Raw genomic sequence first — 18,008 nt, 5'->3', positions numbered from 1 at the left:
TTCAAACCTGCGCGGGCAGGTGGGCGAACCCCCGAAACCGGATACGCCCCCCACGCTGAGCACTTTCCGTGATCTGGTAATCAGGGAACCGGTTCAAAAACCGGCTAACGGCAACCCGACCTTCCATCCGGGCCAAGGTCAAACCAACGCAAGTATGCGGCCCGCCCGCAAACGCGTGGTGCTTGTTGGGACGGCGATCCAACATCATGTCATCGGGGAAATCAAATTGTCGCGGATCGCGGTTGGCCGCGCCGATGCAAAGATGCAGATCGGTTCCTGCTGGAATGACATGTCCGTGAAATTCCACCTCTTCAGTGGTCAGGCGATTGCCGAACTGGTTCGGGCTTTCCAGACGCAAAAACTCGTCCACTGCGGTAGAAATCAGGTCTGGATTAACCAACAGCTCGGTCCGCTTATCCCTGTGGCGGTCCAACAGATCCAAAGCGTTGCCTATCAGGTTTGTCGTGGTCTCATGCCCGGCATTCAGAATGAAGATGCAGTTCTGGTACAGTTCAACCTCGGTCAGGCCGCCCTCGGTGTCATCCTGTATCAACCTGGTCAAAACATCGGTCTCCGGGTTGCCCGGGTTGGCCCTGCGGTCGTCGATGATATCGCGCAGAAAGGCTTTGAACTCGCGGACTGCGCGGTTGCCCCAATCTTCCTGCTCGGGCGTCAGCTGCGGTTCCAACGCCCCGAGAATGGCCAAGGACCACTCACGCAACGGCTCGCGCTCGGACCGAGGGATGCCCAGCAGGTTGCCGATGATCTCGATCGGGATCGCCCCGGCAAAATCCTCGATCAACTCAACTGTGCCCTTGGCCTGCATTTGATCCAACAGCCCGTCGACAAGTTCGATCAGACCCGGCTCCATCTGCGCCAAAGCGCGCGGGTTCATCGCGCCGACCATCACCTTGCGGACACGCGAGTGCAAGGGCGGATCATTGAACACAAGACTGGTGGTGTGATGTTCAAACAATGGGCTATCCACCCCGTATTTGGGGCCAAACACGGCCTTCTTGTCCGAAATGAACCTCGTTGTGTCCCGATAGATGATGTCCAGATCCTGATGTCGTGACAGGATCACCGACCCATCGGGTTGCAGGCAGACGGGCGTATCTTCACGCAGCGCCCTATAGGTAGGATAGGGATCATCCTGGAACCCGTCAGGCAGCTTGGTCAGCGCAAACATCAGTGGCCCATCGCCCCCATCTGTTCCGGCAGAACCAGCACAAGCCAGGGCACCAGAACGATCAGGGCCAGCCGAAAGATATCTGCGATCCAGAACGGAGTTACCCCTCTGAAGATCGTCCCAGTCGACACATCCCCGACCACACCCTTCAGAATGAACACGTTCAGCCCCACGGGCGGGGTGATCAGGCTGATTTCGGTGACGACGACCACAACAATGCCGAACCAGATCGGGTCATATCCCAGCGATGTGACCAGAGGAAAAAAGATCGGCACGGTCAGCAGTAGCATCGACAGGGATTCAAAAACACACCCCAAAATGATGTAGATGCCAAGGATCATCAGGATCACCACAAAGGGCGCAACGTCATACGCTGTGACCATGGCGATCAGCGCTTCGGGCAAACCGGCGAGGTTGATGAAGTTCGAAAATATCTGCGCCCCGATCAGGACCGAGAACAGGGCCGCAGCGGTCGCGGTGGTTTCCTTCAAAACCTCGAATGTTGAACCCAGGCTAAGCCCGCCGCGCGACAAGGCAATCAAAAAGGCGCCCATGGCCCCCATCCCTGCCGCCTCGGTCGGGCTGAAGGTCAGGTTCAGCGGTTGAAAATCGAAGGCACCATAAAGCCCGCCAATGACCAGAAAGAACAGCAGCAACACGGCCCAGACCGAGCGCAAGGCCCTCAGGCGCTCGACCCAACCGTGGCGTTCGCCTGCCGGTCCCGCCTCTGGTTTGCGCCAGACGGTCCAGCGCACCGCGAGAAGATAAAAAAGAATGCCAAGCACACCGGGGATAATGCCCGCAACAAACAGTTTGCCAATCGAGGTTTCCGTCAGCAGGCCATAAATGACCAGGATCACCGAGGGCGGGATCAGGATGCCAAGCGTGCCACCCGCTGCAATCGACGCAGTCGAAAGCTCATCCGCATAACCATACCGGCGCATTTCCGGCATCGCGACCTTGGACATGGTGGCCGCTGTCGCCAGAGACGACCCGCAAATTGCCGAGAACCCGCCGCAGGCCGCGACAGTCGCCATGGCGATGCCGCCCCGGAAATGGCCGAGAAATGCATTGGATACCGCATAAAGCTCGCGCGCGAGCCCGCCTTTGTTCACGAACAGGCCCATCAGGATGAACAGAGGCACCACCGACAATCCGTAATCCTGTGCCGTATCGGTGATCTGGCGACCCACCATCGACATCGCCGCCTTCAAGCCGCGCTCCGAAAAGATGCTGCCGCCACGTTCGTAGGCGAACCCAAGCGTACCAACCAGACCCATCGCGAAGACGATAGGCAGACGCACCAGTACAAGCACCAGAACAAGGGCAAAACCGATAAGTGCGGCGGTCATTGAGAGGTCTCCGACAAGGATTGGGGGGAGAAGATAGTAATCAGGCCCGTGACAATCATCGCCATGGCCGTGATCGCAGTGAACCCGGCGATGAACCAGCCGACATAGAATACCGGGATCGACAGGTATTCAGTCACATCGCCATAGTCCCGTGCGCGCTCGGCAAGAATCCAGACGCGTTTGATCGGCCAGATGAGCATCACGCCCGACACAATATATACAACAGCGTCACGCGCTCGGCTCAGCCGCAAGCGGGAAAATACTCCGTCCGTCAGGTCGACGGCGATCTGACCCTTTCCGGCTGAGATCATCGGCAGAACCGAAAACACCATGATCGCCATGAAAATACGTGTCAGCTCAGTCGCTGCCTCAATCGGGGCGTTGAAGACAGACCGCAGTATGACGTCAAAAAAGGTCATCACCATCAGGATGAACAGCGCTATACAGGCCAGCAGCGTCGGAGCGATGCTGACGCGACGCGCAAAAGTCACGAGAGATTGCATGATTGGGTCCCGGCTGGTGAATATGGCTGGCGAAGAGACCCCGCCAGCCGGACTGTGTTACTGGGCAGCCATTTCATTTACGATCATGTCATAGGCCGCCTGTGCGTCAACACCGGTGCCGTTAACCTCGTCAATCACCTTGGCGCGGACATCAACGGCGATCGCGTTGAATTTTTCCAGATCTTCCGCCGAGGCCGCGTTGATTGCGTTGCCCTCAGTGGCTTCGGTCGCCTCGCGGCCGATCCCGTCGATCTCGTCCCAGATCTTGCCGATTTCGCGGCTCAACGGTTCACCAAACACATTCTCCTCCAGCGCCTGCTGCAGCTCAGGGGGCAGGTCGGCAAACGTTTCTTCGTTCATGATGAAGGCAAACGACCCGCGATACAGACCGCCCGGAACCTCGTAAACGTTCTGGGCAACCTCGGTCAGCTTAAAACCCTTGCGGGATTCAAACGGCATGACAACGCCATCGGCTGCTTTCGAAGCAAGGGTCTCATAGACTTTCGGTGCAGGCACCTGGATGCCGGTCGCGCCAAGCGCTGTGCCGACGTCACCGCCAACCCCACCCGGGATACGGACCTTGAGGCCCGACACTTCATCCAGCGTGGTCACCGCGCTGCTGGAATGCAGCTGCGCCGGACCATGCGTATGCAGGGCGATCACTTTCACGCCGCGATGCTCGTCCGCGGCCTTGAGATGCGCGTCATAGGTGCGCCAATATGCAACCGATGCGGCCTCTGCCGAGCCTTCATATCCGGGCAGTTCTATCATCTTTGTGGTGACAAAGCGCCCCGGCTGGTAGCCGTGGAAAATGATCGAGGCATCCGCCGCGCCATCCATGATCAAATCCATCTGTGCTGGTGGCGGCGCGATGCCCAACTTCAGTTCGGCGGTGACCTGACCGTCTGTGGCCTCTTCAACCATTTCCACGAATTTTGGCCACATCTTCGCGTTGATACCGTGGGTCGGCGGTGCCCAGCTGGATATGGTCAGCGTATAATCTGCGGCCAGCGCCACGGTGCCCGAAACGGCCAAGGCGGCTGAGGCCAATAGCGTGCTCAAACTGTTGAATTTCATGGTTTTGTCTCCTCCCTCTGAAACATACATTGAATCTGCGTTAATAGTCCGTTTTGTAACCATCAATAGTCATGGTGATGTGGTCTGCCTCGCAATCCTCCAAGACCCGGGGCTTTCAGAGGCGACGGTCTCCATTACTTCCCGCGACAGCTGCGCCCCAATTTCATCTCGATAGTTCATCGGCCCCCCGCGCCAGCGCGGGAATCCGTAGCCATGGATCTGGACCATATCCACGGCCATCGCGTTTTCGGCGATACCCTCTTCGATGATCAATGCGCCCTCATTCGCAAGTACCGCCATCAAGCGCGACGAAATCTCGGTGCTCGCAAACGCGCGCCGGGTGATGCCATGTTCAGCCGAGTTGGCTTCGATCAAAGCCTCGACCTGTGTATCACGGATCGGCGTACGGTCGCCGTCATCATAACTATACCAGCCTTTTCCGGACCGCTGCCCGAAACGCTCCATCTCGCAAAGCTGGTCGGCCACAGAGACATAGCGCTCATCCGGTGGGCGTGTTGCGGCATTGCGCTTGCGATTGGCCCATGAGATCTGAAGACCGGTCAGATCCTGCAATTCGTACGGACCCATGGGCATACCAAAGTCGCGCATGGCCTGATCCACTTGATAAGGCAGCGCACCATCTGCCAGAAGATAATCAGCCTCGCGCCGATAGGCGGCCAGCATGCGATTGCCGATAAAGCCATCGCAAATACCTGATAGGACCGCCACTTTGCCCAGCTTTTTGCCAAACGCAAATCCGGTGGCGATGACCTCTGGGTCCGAATGCCCGGTATGTACGATTTCAAGCAGTTTCATGACATGGGCTGGGCTGAAGAAATGTAGACCTATACAGCGGGCCGGACTGTCGATACCGGCGAAAATCTGGTTTGGATCCAGATAAGATGTGTTGGTGGCAAGAATTGCGTTTGTGTCCATATGCCGGGTGAGTTCCGCGAAAACCTGCTGTTTGACAGATATGTCCTCAAACACCGCCTCAATGGCCAGTTGCGCATCCCGTGCGTCGGCATAGCTGTCAACGGCGCGAAAGGCGCTCAGACGGCTCTGCATCTGCGCCTCAGTCAGCTTTCCCCGTTTGGCAGCGCCTTCGAGCAGACCCTTAACACGCCCAAAGGCCGCCGCGGCGGCTTCGGCGTTCTGCTCAATCAACGTGACAGAAAACCCCCCATTCAGGGCGGCGGTTGCAATCCCGGCCCCCATCAGACCGCCGCCGACCACCGCGATACGGCTGATGTCGCGCGGGGTTACGCCTCTGATCAAAGAAGGTTTGGACACGCTCCGTTCGGCAAAGAAAGCATGGCGAAGGGCTCGGCTTTCGGCACCTTGGCGCAGGGCCAAATGGCGGACGCGCTCTTTTGGCAAGGCATCGGCAAAGGGTTCGGTCGCCCACCCCAATGCCGTCAGATTTTCCAGCGGAGACTGCTGACCCTTTGACCGTTTCAAAAGTTCCGCGCGCGAAACCTCGATCAGGTCCGGTGCAAAGCTGGTGAGGCTACGCTGACTGACTGGCACTGGTCGCTGCGGCAGTTCGGCCGCAAAGGCCTCAACGGCAGCCTCAGGCTGTTCAGCGACAAGATCAAGGCCACCCAGCCCTAGTAACGTTTCTGCAGTCAGGATCTCTCCCCGGCAGGCCATGTCAATCGCGGCCTCCATCCCCACAAGACGGGGAATACGCTGGGTGCCCCCTGCCCCGGGGATCAGGCCGACATTGACCTCTGGCAGACCAAATCTGGTGCCCGACGCGGCAATGCGCCAAGCGCAAGCCATGGCAATCTCGAACCCGCCGCCCAGAACAGTACCGTGCATGCAGGCGATAAAGGGAACTTCACTGTCTTCGATCATCTGTACTACGTCAGGCAGATGTGGCTCAACCGGTGGGGCGTCGAACTCTGACATATCGCCACCGGCAACAAAGGTTTTACCCGCACATCGCAGGACAGCCACGCGCGCGCCTTTGATGGCACCTACCGCGTCGGCCAACCCCTGACGCACCGCAGCGGATGTCGCGTTCACTGGCGGATTGTTGATCGTTACCCAGGCAACGTCACCCTTCCGCTCAACGCTCACCACCGGCGATTTTGCCATAACCCATCCCTTTGATTTGCTCAGATTCGGCTTGCGTTTATATATTGACCAACCGTTCGGTTAATGCAATCATAAAGTTGAAACGATACCGGCCGAGGCAGTGATGAGCGATACGATTCTTGTAGAAAATCACGGGAACTGGGTCGAGATTACGTTGAACCGTCCAGACAAGCTGAATTCGTTCAACGAAGACATGCATCATGCGCTTCAGGCTGCCTTGAATTCCGCGCGCGATACAGGCGCGCGGGCAGTGCTGCTGACGGGCGCCGGGCGTGGCTTTTGTGCCGGCCAGGACCTTGGCGACCGCGATCCGTCGAAAATGGACGGGCCGCCGGATCTGGGCAAGACCGTCCGCAGTTTCTATGCCCCTTTGGTGCGGCTGATCCGGTCGCTGAACTTCCCTATCATCTGCGCGGTGAATGGTGTCGCTGCCGGCGCCGGGGCCAATCTGGCACTGGCCTGCGACATGGTTCTGGCAGCGGAAAGCGCGAAATTCATCCAGAGCTTTTCTAAGGTCGGCCTGATACCGGACACTGGCGGCAGCTGGCACCTGCCCCGCCTTTTGGGCGAGGCGCGCGCCAAAGGGCTGGCCTTTACCGCACAGCCCCTGCCCGCCAAACAGGCCGAAGACTGGGGCCTGATCTGGAAAGCCATACCCGACGATCAGCTATTAGCAGAGGCTCGTACGCTGGCTGATCAACTGGCCAATGGCCCGACCCTTGGGTTGGGCAAGACCAAACACTGTATCCAAGCAGCGGCGACGACCTCTTTGTCTGATCATCTGGAACTCGAGGCTGATGCGATGAAAATCTGCGGCGAAAGCGCGGATTATGCCGAGGGCGTGTCCAGCTTTCTTGAAAAGCGCGCGCCCAATTTTCAGGGTAAATGACGATGACACCAAAGGAACGTGCCAGCAAATCAGCCGCTGCGATGTGGGCGAGTGACGAAGCCAGCAAATGGTTTGGCATGGAGCTTGTCGAGGTGGACGAAGGCTGCGCAGTTCTGGCGCTGACCGTCGTTGCGCATCACTGTAATGGGCACGGCATGTGCCATGGCGGCGTGACCCATGCCCTGGCCGACAGCGCCTTCGCCTTTGCCTGCAACAGCCGTAATCACGCGACCGTTGGCCAGCACACGATGATGAGCTATCTCGCCCCCGGCAAGCTGGGGGATCGCCTGACGGCCACCGCGACCGAGGTCTCGGTTACGGGTCGCAGCGGCATCTATGACGTGCGCGTCACCAATCAAGACAGCAACGTGGTCGCCGAATTCCGCGGCATGTCCCGCGCGATTGGTGGCACGAATTTTCAAGAATAGCTTCGCGACCGAAGGAGTAACGCGATGGAGGACCTGTCCCCTAACAAAGCTGACCTGGACCCGATCGAGATCGCCTCGGTTGACGAAATCCGCGCCACCCAGTTGGAGCGTCTGAAATGGTCCCTGCGTCACGCTTACGAAAATGTGCCAATATACACCCAGCGCTTCGACGATGCCGGCGTGCATCCGGATGACCTGCAACAGTTATCTGACCTTTCGAAATTTCCCTTCACCTACAAGAACGACCTGCGTGACAACTACCCGTTCGGCATGTTCGCCGTGCCGCGCAGCCAACTGGTTCGGCTGCATGCCTCATCCGGGACAACCGGCAAGCCAACCGTTGTGGGCTATACCAAAGGCGATATCGACAACTGGGCCGATCTGGGTGCTCGGTCGCTGCGGGCCGCAGGTCTGCGCAAGGGCGATATCGTGCATAACGCTTATGGCTATGGCCTGTTCACCGGGGGTCTGGGCGCGCATTACGGCATCGAACGTCTAGAGGCGACCGTGGTTCCGATGGGTGGCGGGCAAACCGAAAAACAAGTTGGTTTAATCACAGATTTTCAACCCGATGGGATCATGGTGACCCCATCCTACATGCTCAACATCCTCGAACAATTCCATAAGGTGGGCCTTGATCCGCGCGAAAGCTCTCTGAAGGTTGGTATCTTCGGCGCGGAGCCCTGGACCGACGCGATGCGCTCGGAAATCGAGGCTGCATTCGACATGCACGCGGTCGACATCTATGGCCTGTCGGAAATCATGGGGCCCGGCGTTGCCAGCGAATGCGTCGAAACCAAGGATGGCCCTGTGATCTGGGAAGATCACTTTCTGCCAGAAATCATCGACCCCGCCACCGGCGAAGTACTGCCTGACGGTGAAACTGGTGAGCTGGTCTTTACCACCCTGACCAAAGAAGGGCTGCCGATGATCCGCTATCGCACGCGCGATCTGACCTGCCTGCTGCCCGGAACGGCCCGTTCCATGCGTCGCATGGCCAAGATCACCGGCCGCAGCGACGACATGATGATCCTGCGCGGCGTCAATGTCTTTCCCAGCCAAATCGAGGAACAGGTCATGGCGACTGGAGGCCTTGCGCCTTATTACCAGGTCGAGCTGTATAAATCCGGCCGGATGGATGCCATGCGGGTCTTTGTCGAAGCCTCTCCGGGATCTACCGATGAAATGTCCAAGACGGCGGCCGCCCGGATGCTGACCAAACGCATCAAGGACATCGTTGGAGTTTCAACTGAAATTGTTGTAGGTGAGCCGGGCGACGTCGAACGCTCTCAGGGCAAGGCGAAGCGCGTCATCGACAACCGCGATAAGGATTAAGCCTTGGCCCGGACAATCGCAAAAGACCACGACCAAAAGCGGGAACAAATCCTGAAAACGGCAGCCAAAGTATTTGCCGACCAGGGGTTTGATCGCGCTTCGATGACCCTTTTGGCCAATGAGTGCGGAATCTCCAAGGCTAACATTTACCACTATTACGACAGTAAGGATGCCATCCTGTATGACATCCTCGAAACCTATCTGCGCGAGCTGCGCGACCGCATTTGCGAGGTCGATCTGACGGGTCTTACACCCGAGCAAAAGCTGCGAAAGACCGTTCGTGAGATCCTGTTCGCTTATCAGGGTGCGGATGATGAACACCGAGTGCAGATCAGCGGCATGAACGCCCTGCGCGACGATCAGCAAAAGCTCTTACGAGGGTATCAGCTGGATCTAGTGAATTTCGTCCGGGACATCCTGAAAGACCTGTCTCCGGACTCGTTTGGCGATGACAAGGACAAGCTGCGCGGTGCCACGATGTCAGTTTTTGGCATGCTGAACTGGTATTATATGTGGAACACAGGCGCAGGCACCAAAGCACGTGAGGATTACGCTGATCTGGTCAGCACCCTAACGCTCCACGGAATACGCAAACTCTAGACCCAGGACGGGCCGCTTCGCATGACAGTTGCCTAACAGAATAATTTTGGCTCACCCCCCAATTCCGATCCATACCATTGGGTCAGAAATAGGGGGATAAGCCTGCTTTCAATCTGTTACAGCTGGATGCGGAAGGCCGCAAAGCCATCTGCGCCCTCACCGGCATCCTCAATCGAAACACCTTTGACGTCACTCATATAGTCACGCGCCTTCGGGCCTGTTTCGAACAGGACCGTGGTGCCGTCCAGCGGCGCAAACGACCAGTTGGCATCTGCTTTGGGGTCAATCGTGCCCTGTTCGACGATATAGCGGACAATCACGTCGCGGTTGGTGTCCGGCGCCTCGAACACAACCGTGTCGCCCATCGCGCCGGGGAAAGATCCGCCACCGGACGCTCGGTAATTGTTGGTGGCGATAATGAACTCCATGTCATCCGTGACCGGAGAACCATTGAAGGCAAGGTCCACGATCCGGGCCGCGCCAGGGTTGACCTCTTCACCCTTGGGTCCAAACCGCGATGGCTGGGACAGGTCGATCTGATAGGTGACGCCGTCCATCACGTCGAAATTATAGGACGGAAACTCTGGGTTCAGCAGGACCGCGTCGCTTGCGCCCGGTTCGACCTGATTAAACATTCCGGCAGACCTCTCCAGCCAACCTCGGACCTGCGCTCCGTTCACCCGTACGGCGCGAACGGTGTTGGGATATAGATAAAGGTCGGCCACATTCTTGATGGCAACGTCACCCACCGGGACATCGGTGTAATACTCCGGGCCACCACGACCGCCGGCCTTGAAAGGCGCCGCGGCTGACAGAATGGGCAGGCCTTCATGTTCCGTGCCCTTCATCATTTCTTCGACGTACCATTTCTGCGCTATCGACACGATCTGTACAGATGGATCATCCGCTACCAGCGCAAAATAGCTGTGCAGCGGGGCCGACGTCTTGCCGACCGCACGGCGCACATAGGCTAGTGTTTCGTCGTGATCTTTCGCGACCGAGGCCAGCACGGCCTGATCGTCCTCGACCAGCGCCGTGATCGAGCGATCTTCGTTGCGAACCGAAATCGGGCGCGCCTCAGACGTTGTGGTCACCACACGCCACTCGTTCCCATCGCGCTCCAGCAGCAGGTCCAGAAGGCCAAGATGTGATCCCCAGAACCCGCCCATGACGGCGGGTTTGCCCATCAACGTCCCTTTTGCAACGTCAATACCGGGACGGTCGGCAAATGTCTCGGACGGGAAAACAAGGTGGTTGTGACCGGTCACCAGCGCGTCAATCCCGTCAACACCGGCCAGCACAACCGAGGCGTTTTCCATACCGTCGGAATGGTCGGCATCGCCAATCCCCGAATGCGAAAGCGCGATGATCAAGTCGCAGCCCTGCTCTTTCATCTCAGGCACATAGGCCTGCGCTGTCTCGACAATGTCGCGGGCCTGCACGTTGCCTTCGAGATGCTTGCGGTCCCAGTTCATGACCTGCGGCGGCGTAAACCCAATGACGCCGACCTTGATCGGGTGTTTGCTGCCATCGCCCATTTCAATCTGGCGGTCGAGAATCGCATAGGGTTTGACCAGCGTTTTATCCTCACGCGGGTTTGCCCCCTGTTCCTTTGCGACGTTGGCCAGTACAATCGGGAAATCCGCGCCAGCAAGCGCCTTTTCCAAAAAGTCCAAACCGTAGTTGAATTCGTGATTGCCCAATGTGGCGGCGTCATAACCGACTGTGTTGAAGGCGGTGATAATCGGGTGGCTGTCGCCCTCTTTCATCCCCCGCTCATAGGCGATGTAATCGCCCATTGGGTTGCCCTGCAGAAAGTCTCCGTTATCGACCAGCAGAGAATTCGTCGCCTCGGACCGGATGCCGTTGATGATCGAAGCGGTGCGGGAGAGGCCTACCGTGTCGCGAGGCTTGTCGGCGTAATAATCATAAGGGAAGACATGCACATGAATGTCCGTCGTCTCCATTATCCGTAAATGCGCCTGATTATTGGCAGCCGCCGCAGAAAAAGGGTGAAGTGTAATGGCCGCGGCGCTGGCGGTGGTGGTCGCAAGGAACTGACGGCGGGACATCAAGCTGGGGTTGGAAAATGGCATGTGACACCTTTCATTTTCGTTTGTCGACGCGACTTGTGCAGGCCCTGCGAAACAGTGGTGTGACACTGGCTGGCAGGTCCTGCCACGCGTCGAACTGGGCATGAACCAAGTCAGTTTGCCCACAAGTTTCAGGGCGCGTAAAGCAATCCCGGGGTCTCAATTCGATTTTTGTAAAATTTTGCCAATGCCCAAAGCCGCGTTCAGGCAATCAATCGGGCAACGCTTTCTGCTGTATCCAGCTAAGGATCGGCGATGAAAGGTCCAAGGCTGTCGCTGAACTGTTCTATGAATTCCAGCGTGACCAGCGATGGTTGCTTCAAAACCGGTCGCACCAGCGACAGCGTATGAGGCAGAAATGGCCTGAAAGACCGATAGCTCAACCCCCTGTTCTGATATTGTACTGCGTCCAGTTCGCTAACGACAGACACCCCAACGCCCTTCACCACCAATTCGCAAGCGGCCGTGAATTGCCGAACCTCGATATGCGAGTTCAGTTCGACATTCGAGTTTTGAAATGCACGCGACAGGCGTGCGAAAAAGTCGCTGTCGCGCCGGGTGTGGATGATCTTCTGATCGGCAATATCTGCCGGTGTCACGGTCGAAAGGTCTTCCAGCGCATGGCCTGCGGGAAAGACGCAAACTGTGCGGATATCAATATGGGTGCTTTCGACAGCCGGGTGGCCATTAAACCCATCTGTGATTCCGAAATCATATTGCTCGCCGATCATCCACTCCAGGATGCGCTCGGGCCGATCCGGCTCTATCGTCATGGTGACGCCAGGCCGGTCGCTCAGAAATCCGGCTACAACATCTGGTAAGTGACTGGTGGCGAAGCCAGGAAGGCAGGCGACGCGAATATGCCCGGCTTTGCGTTGCGTGATGTCCTGACTGACATCCGAGATCTGCCGCATCAATTCCAGCACGCGCTCTACGCTAGGTTGCAGATAGCGGACCTCTTGCGTCGGAACCAATCGACCTTCTCGGCGGTCGAACAGTTGAAACCCAAGCGATTTTTCCAAGTCTGAAAGCAACCTGCTGACCGCAGGCTGGCTGACCCCCAGATCAAAAGCGGCGGCAGTGACCGAGCCATTGACGGTCACCGCCATAAGTGCCTCAAGCTGCCTAATTCTCAGGGTTTGGCTCATGGAGCGTCCTGTTTTTGCTGCAAATCTCGGTCACTTCATAACATCGTATTATATTTTTTGCCAGAAAATCAGGCTTGAATTATATTTCTGTAACGTTAACGTCGTGAAATCGTCATGTGTGCCGATTACGCGTAGCGCTCGGTATTCAACGAAGCATCGCCTTTGATGCATGGGAGGAATCATGAAAACGAAATTGCTTGGCGCTCTTGCCGTATCGACAGCCTTGTCCCCGATCGCGGCAATGGCGCAAACCGAAGTTCAGTTCTGGCATGCCTTTACCGGCCGCCTAGGTGAGCTTGTGAAAGCTCAGGTTGAAGAATTCAACGCCAGCCAGGATGAATATGTCGTGGTTGAAAGCCACAAGGGCAACTATTCGGAAACCCTGAATGCAGGCATCGCCGCGTTCCGCGCCGGTGAACAACCGCAGATCCTGATGGTATTCGAGGTTGGCACCGCAACTATGATGTCGGCCCAGGGCGCGATCAAACCGGTCTATGAGGTGATGGCTGAAAGCGGTGCGTCATTTGATCCGGACGCCTATATCGGCTCGGTCAAAGGGTATTATACGACCACAGATGGCGACATGCTGTCCCTGCCCTTCAACTCGTCCACGCCGGTTCTATGGGTCAACCGCAACGCGTTCGAAGCGGCGGGCGTTGATCCCGACACCGATCTGTCGACCTGGGAAAAGGTCGGGGACACGCTGGATCAGCTCAAGGCCGGTGGTGAAGATTGCCCGTTAGTCACTGCATGGCAAAGCTGGATTCATCTTGAGAACCTGTCAGCCTATCACGACGTCCCCTTCGCCTCGCAGGATAACGGCTTTGCCGGTCTGGATACCGAGCTGATGCTGAACGGCCCGGCCCAGGTTGCGCACCTGACCGCGATGGGTGACTGGGCCAAGGACGGCAAATTCATCTACACGGGCCGCCGCAACGAAGGTGGCGCGAACTTCCGGTCCGGCGAATGCGCCCTGTTCACCGAAAGCTCGGCAGGATACGCCGGGATCAAAGCCGAAGCCGAGTTTGATTTCGACGTGCGCCCACTGCCCTATTGGGAAGCTGTCACGGCCGAGCCGCAGAACACCATCATCGGTGGTGCCTCACTGTGGGTCATGGAAGGTCATGAGGCCGATGAATACAAAGGCGTCGGCGAGTTCCTCAGCTTCCTGTCCTCGTCTGACGTTCAGGCGGCCTGGCACCAGAACACCGGCTATTTGCCCATCACTACTGAGGCAGGTGAGGCGACCCGAGCGTCTGGTTTTTATGACGAAAACCCGGGCACTGACATCGCCGTCATCCAGATGACCGCGAAAGAGCCGACGGCAAACTCGAAAGGTCTGCGTCTGGGATCATTCGACCAGATCCGTGGTATCATCGACGAAGAGCTTGAGGCCATCTGGGCCGGTGAAAAGACGGCTCAAGAGGCGATGGACAGTGCGAAGGAACGCGGCGACGCGCTGCTGCGCCGGTTCGAATCCGCCAATCAATAAGTCGTAATCTGATGCGGGCCTCGTTGGGCCCGCATTCTACTCTGGTGGGCCAATAGAATGGAAAAACGCGTCATTTTTCGCGGCTGGCTGCTGCCGCTTGCGCTGATCGCCCCGCAGGTCATCATTTCCGCCGTCTTTTTTTTCTATCCTGCTGGTCAGGCCGTTTGGCAATCGTTGTTCATTCCCGACCCGTTCGGGTTGTCGTCTCAGTTCGTCGGACTGGGCAATTTCGAATTCCTGCTGAGCGATAAATACTACCGCGCCTCATTCGTGACGACGGCGGTGTTTTCTACGCTTGTGACCCTGTGCTCGATGATCCCGGCCTTGTTTCTGGCGGTCATCGCAGACCGGCTGATCAAAGGATCAGGCGTGTATCGGACCCTGCTGATCTGGCCCTACGCCGTTGCCCCTGCCGTGGCCGGTGTGCTGTGGCTGTTCATGTTCAACACTCGCGTTGGTGTGGTCGCATGGTATCTGGGCCAGCTCGGCTATGACTGGAACCACGTCCTGAACGATGCCGAGGCCATGGGGCTGGTCGTTGTCGCCTCGGCCTGGGGTCGCATCAGCTATAACTTTCTGTTCTTCTTTGCCGCGCTGCAATCCGTGCCTCGCTCGGTCATCGAAGCGGCGGCGATTGATGGGGCCCATTTTTGGCGCCGGTTCTTTACCATCGTACTGCCGCTTTTGTCGCCAACCGCGTTCTTCCTGCTGGTCGTGAACATTGTCTATGCCTTCTTTGAAACTTTCGGCGTGATCCACACGATCACCGGAGGGGGTCCGCAACAAGCCACAACCATCCTGGTCTACAAAGTCTTTTCCGATGGGTTTGTGGGCCAAGATCTGGGGTCGTCTTCGGCCCAGTCGGTCATCCTGCTGGTGGTTGTCGGCCTGCTGACAGTGATCCAGTTCAAATATGTTGAGAAGAGGGTGCATTACTGATGGCGGCCCAACAACATGGAATGGTCGAGAAACGTGGTGCGGGCCTGTGGCTGACCCATGCGTTTATGATCCTTGGCATTCTGGTCATCTTCTTCCCGATCTGGCTGGCCTTTGTGGCCTCGACCGTTACTCAGGCCGACATAATCTCGCCCCCGATGCCGGTTGTGCCAGGTGATCAGTTCTGGGTGAATTACAAGGCGGCCCTGTTCTCAGGCGTGAACGTCCCGGTCGCAACGATGCTGTTCAACAGCCTGGTGATGGCGATCGGCATTGCCGTGGGCAAGATCGTCATCTCGCTCCTGTCAGCCTTTGCCATCGTCTACTTCCGCTTTCCCGGGCGGAACACGTTTTTCTGGCTGATCTTCCTGACCCTGATGCTGCCGGTTGAGGTGCGGATTGTCCCGACCTTCGAGGTGGTGGCCGGGTTTGGTATGCTCAACAGCTATTCGGGGCTGATCTTTCCGCTGATCGCCTCGGCCACCGCCACGTTCCTGTTCCGCCAGTTCTTTCTGACCATCCCGGACGAACTGGCCGAGGCCGCACGGGTGGATGGCGCCCGCCCGATGCGGTTCTTTATTGATATCGTGATCCCGATGAGCCGAACCAACATCGCGGCCCTGTTCGTGATCCTGTTCATCTATGGGTGGAACCAATATCTCTGGCCGCTGCTGATCACGACCGACCCCGAAATGAACACCATCGTGATGGGCATCAAACAGATGTTCCCCTCGGGCGATGATTTTGCCCATTGGCCGACGATCATGGCGACCTCGATCCTGGCAATGATCCCACCGGTCCTTGTGGTGGTGTCGATGCAAAAGCTTTTTGTCCGCGGCCTTGTCGATAGCGAGAAATAAGAAATGGCAACAGTATCCCTTGAGAACGTCAAAAAGAGCTTTGGCCCGACGGACGTCATTCATGGCATCGACGTCGATATCGCGGATGGCGAGTTTATCGTGATCGTGGGCCCCTCCGGCTGCGGCAAATCCACTTTGCTGCGGATGGTGGCCGGGCTTGAGACTGTGACATCCGGCGAAATCCGGATTGGCGAAGAGCGCGCCAATGACAAGGAGCCGATGGACCGGGACATTGCGATGGTGTTCCAGAACTATGCTCTGTACCCTCATATGTCGGTACGCCAGAACATGGGCTATGGTTTGAAAATCGCCGGATTGCCCAAGGCTCAGATTGACCAGAAGGTGACCGAGGCCGCTAAGCTGTTGCAGCTTGAGCCGCTGCTTGACCGCAAGCCCCGTCAGCTTTCAGGCGGTCAACGCCAGAGGGTTGCCATGGGCCGCGCTATTGTCCGTGAACCTGCCGTGTTCCTGTTTGATGAACCGCTCTCAAACCTGGATGCAAAGCTGCGTGTCCAGATGCGTCTGGAAATCCGCGAACTGCAAGAAAAGCTGGGTATCACCTCGCTATACGTGACCCATGATCAGGTCGAGGCCATGACCATGGCCGACAGAATGATCGTGATGAACGGTGGTGTTGCAGAACAGATCGGCACCCCGCTTGAGGTCTATGAGACGCCCCGGACGCTGTTCGCTGCGCAATTCATCGGCAGCCCGGCGATGAATACCTTTGATGCAGAGCGCCAGGGCGGAAAGATCAGGATCAACGATACCGAGATTGGCCCATCAGGCGGGCCCGATGGCCCGTTCAAATTGGGCATACGGCCAGAGCATCTGTTCCTTGATGAAAACGGGCCCTTTGATGTCATAGTTCAGATAGCCGAACCGCTGGGGGCGAATACTTTGTTGCACGGTCAGGTGTCAGGCTCTGGCGCGGCAATCACGATCAGCCTTCCGGGTGTTCATCCGATCGAAGGCCGTCATCCCAATATGCGTTTTTCTGTTGCGCCAGAGCATATGCATCTGTTTGACCCAGCCTCTGGCATAAGGCTCGAGGGCTGATGCCTTTCCCTCAGGTCGAGGCGTTTCGCGGCGGTAAAAACCTGATCCGTGTAGTAGGGCACCGGGGGGCACGCGGCGTCCTGCCCGAAAACAGCATGATCGGTTTCGATTTTACGCTGTCCATCGGGGTTCCACTTCTTGAGTTTGACGTGGTGCTGACGGCGGATGATGTGCCTGTCATAACCCATAACCATCGGCTGCATGCGCCGACCTTTCGGGATGCCAGCGGTCAGTTTTTGACCGGAAAAGAACCCAAAGTCTCGTCCCTGTCCTTCGACCAGATTCAACAGTTCGAAATCGGGCGCTTGGACGGACACTCGGATTATGGTCGACGGTTCCCCGATCAGGCCCAACTGGACGGCGTTCGCGTGCCAAAGCTGCAGGACCTGCTGGATCTGATCAATCGGCCGGAATACGGCGAAGCCAATCTGATGCTCGAACTGAAATCTGATCCGGATCTGGCCCATGACGCGGCCTATCTGGACCGCTTTGTCGAACGCGTGGTACAGCAGGTTCGGGCCGCTGGCCTATCCGATCGCGTGTTGCTGCACAGCTTTGACTGGACCCTGTTGGAAGTCTGTCAGCGGCAGGCACCTGACATGCCGTCATCTTACCTGACGCAGCTTCCCGAAAATGCCGATGACGTTGGCGAGGATTCCTCCAAGGCCGTTTGTCCGGACTTTCGAGGCCAAAGCGAAAAAATCCCGCAAATGGTCAAGCAAGCGGGCGGCGCGCTTTGGTGTCCGTATTTCGCAGATGTGATATCTGAGGACGTCGCGCTTGCCAAAGAACTTGGGCTTTGCGTAGCCGTATGGACGGTCAATGAACCGGCGGATATCAGCAGGATGATTGATCTGGGTGTCGATGCCATCGTCTCGGACTATCCTGGACGGGTTCAAAGGCATCTGTCGGATTTGGGCATGAGATGGGTGTGATCCAGCCGT

General features: G+C 57.5%; 16 protein-coding genes. 9 read left to right on the top strand and 7 right to left on the bottom strand.

Annotation, left to right across the window (positions count from 1 at the left end):
- Position 1: 1 nt before the first annotated feature.
- The 5 genes from AC2FIZ_RS09830 to AC2FIZ_RS09810 all read right to left on the bottom strand — a co-directional run bounded on the left by AC2FIZ_RS09830 (position 2) and on the right by AC2FIZ_RS09810 (position 6,224).
- A complete protein-coding gene (locus tag AC2FIZ_RS09830; RefSeq protein WP_496790969.1) occupies positions 2–1,189 on the bottom strand; it encodes a cytochrome P450 in 1,188 nt (395 codons plus the stop codon).
- Positions 1,189–2,541 carry a TRAP transporter large permease gene (locus AC2FIZ_RS09825; RefSeq protein WP_281972857.1) on the bottom strand — a complete coding sequence of 451 codons (1,353 nt, stop codon included), beginning with the start codon at positions 2,539–2,541 and terminating at the stop codon, positions 1,189–1,191. The genes AC2FIZ_RS09830 and AC2FIZ_RS09825 overlap by 1 nt, the downstream gene beginning before the upstream one ends.
- Complete coding sequence (locus AC2FIZ_RS09820; RefSeq protein WP_281972856.1) at positions 2,538–3,044, bottom strand: TRAP transporter small permease; 507 nt, start codon at positions 3,042–3,044, stop codon at positions 2,538–2,540. The genes AC2FIZ_RS09825 and AC2FIZ_RS09820 overlap by 4 nt, the downstream gene beginning before the upstream one ends.
- Before the next feature lie 57 nt (positions 3,045–3,101).
- Complete coding sequence (locus AC2FIZ_RS09815; RefSeq protein ID WP_271949076.1) at positions 3,102–4,121, bottom strand: TRAP transporter substrate-binding protein; 1,020 nt, start codon at positions 4,119–4,121, stop codon at positions 3,102–3,104.
- Positions 4,122–4,190: 69 nt separating this feature from the next.
- Positions 4,191–6,224 (bottom strand): FAD-dependent oxidoreductase, encoded by a 2,034-nt coding sequence (locus AC2FIZ_RS09810; RefSeq protein WP_496790967.1) that lies wholly within the window; start codon positions 6,222–6,224, stop codon positions 4,191–4,193.
- A gap of 103 nt (positions 6,225–6,327) precedes the next feature.
- Here AC2FIZ_RS09810 and paaG point away from each other — a divergent pair, with 103 nt between their 5' ends.
- From paaG to AC2FIZ_RS09790, 4 genes are read left to right on the top strand one after another with little or no spacing between them, the layout of a single operon-like run.
- Positions 6,328–7,113 (top strand): 2-(1,2-epoxy-1,2-dihydrophenyl)acetyl-CoA isomerase PaaG, encoded by a 786-nt coding sequence (gene paaG / locus AC2FIZ_RS09805; protein WP_281995146.1) that lies wholly within the window; start codon positions 6,328–6,330, stop codon positions 7,111–7,113.
- A gap of 2 nt (positions 7,114–7,115) precedes the next feature.
- Positions 7,116–7,541 carry a hydroxyphenylacetyl-CoA thioesterase PaaI gene (gene paaI / locus AC2FIZ_RS09800; protein WP_142639944.1) on the top strand — a complete coding sequence of 142 codons (426 nt, stop codon included), beginning with the start codon at positions 7,116–7,118 and terminating at the stop codon, positions 7,539–7,541.
- A 24-nt stretch (positions 7,542–7,565) separates the two neighbouring features.
- A complete protein-coding gene (gene paaK, locus AC2FIZ_RS09795; RefSeq protein WP_142639891.1) occupies positions 7,566–8,876 on the top strand; it encodes a phenylacetate--CoA ligase PaaK in 1,311 nt (436 codons plus the stop codon).
- Positions 8,877–8,879: 3 nt separating this feature from the next.
- Positions 8,880–9,476, top strand: a complete 597-nt coding sequence (locus tag AC2FIZ_RS09790; protein WP_142639893.1) for a TetR/AcrR family transcriptional regulator — start codon at positions 8,880–8,882, stop codon at positions 9,474–9,476.
- Positions 9,477–9,592: 116 nt separating this feature from the next.
- Here the strand turns inward: AC2FIZ_RS09790 and AC2FIZ_RS09785 are convergent, their stop codons facing one another.
- Both AC2FIZ_RS09785 and AC2FIZ_RS09780 read right to left on the bottom strand, forming a co-directional pair.
- Entirely contained in the window at positions 9,593–11,572 is a 1,980-nt protein-coding gene (locus AC2FIZ_RS09785) for a bifunctional 2',3'-cyclic-nucleotide 2'-phosphodiesterase/3'-nucleotidase (RefSeq protein WP_282021800.1), read from the bottom strand.
- Between the two features lie 239 nt (positions 11,573–11,811).
- Complete coding sequence (locus tag AC2FIZ_RS09780; RefSeq protein ID WP_281972852.1) at positions 11,812–12,717, bottom strand: LysR substrate-binding domain-containing protein; 906 nt, start codon at positions 12,715–12,717, stop codon at positions 11,812–11,814.
- Positions 12,718–12,898: 181 nt separating this feature from the next.
- Between AC2FIZ_RS09780 and ugpB the strand changes: the two genes are divergently transcribed.
- Genes ugpB through AC2FIZ_RS09755 form a run of 5 tightly spaced genes read left to right on the top strand, consistent with a single transcriptional unit; the run spans position 12,899 to position 17,999 of the window.
- Positions 12,899–14,209 carry a sn-glycerol-3-phosphate ABC transporter substrate-binding protein UgpB gene (gene ugpB / locus AC2FIZ_RS09775; RefSeq protein ID WP_281972851.1) on the top strand — a complete coding sequence of 437 codons (1,311 nt, stop codon included), beginning with the start codon at positions 12,899–12,901 and terminating at the stop codon, positions 14,207–14,209.
- Between the two features lie 57 nt (positions 14,210–14,266).
- Positions 14,267–15,148 carry a sn-glycerol-3-phosphate ABC transporter permease UgpA gene (gene ugpA / locus AC2FIZ_RS09770; RefSeq protein ID WP_142639899.1) on the top strand — a complete coding sequence of 294 codons (882 nt, stop codon included), beginning with the start codon at positions 14,267–14,269 and terminating at the stop codon, positions 15,146–15,148.
- Between the two features lie 20 nt (positions 15,149–15,168).
- Positions 15,169–16,005 carry a sn-glycerol-3-phosphate ABC transporter permease UgpE gene (ugpE, locus tag AC2FIZ_RS09765; protein ID WP_496791004.1) on the top strand — a complete coding sequence of 279 codons (837 nt, stop codon included), beginning with the start codon at positions 15,169–15,171 and terminating at the stop codon, positions 16,003–16,005.
- A gap of 3 nt (positions 16,006–16,008) precedes the next feature.
- Positions 16,009–17,064 carry a sn-glycerol-3-phosphate ABC transporter ATP-binding protein UgpC gene (gene ugpC, locus AC2FIZ_RS09760; protein ID WP_496790965.1) on the top strand — a complete coding sequence of 352 codons (1,056 nt, stop codon included), beginning with the start codon at positions 16,009–16,011 and terminating at the stop codon, positions 17,062–17,064.
- Positions 17,064–17,999 carry a glycerophosphodiester phosphodiesterase family protein gene (locus tag AC2FIZ_RS09755; protein WP_496790964.1) on the top strand — a complete coding sequence of 312 codons (936 nt, stop codon included), beginning with the start codon at positions 17,064–17,066 and terminating at the stop codon, positions 17,997–17,999. The genes ugpC and AC2FIZ_RS09755 overlap by 1 nt, the downstream gene beginning before the upstream one ends.
- Positions 18,000–18,008 lie beyond the last annotated feature (9 nt).

It is taken from the genome of Ruegeria sp. CDSB022, from assembly GCF_059611145.1.
Note: the sequence above shows the minus strand (reverse complement) of the source record. Positions and strands in the feature narration are given on the sequence as shown.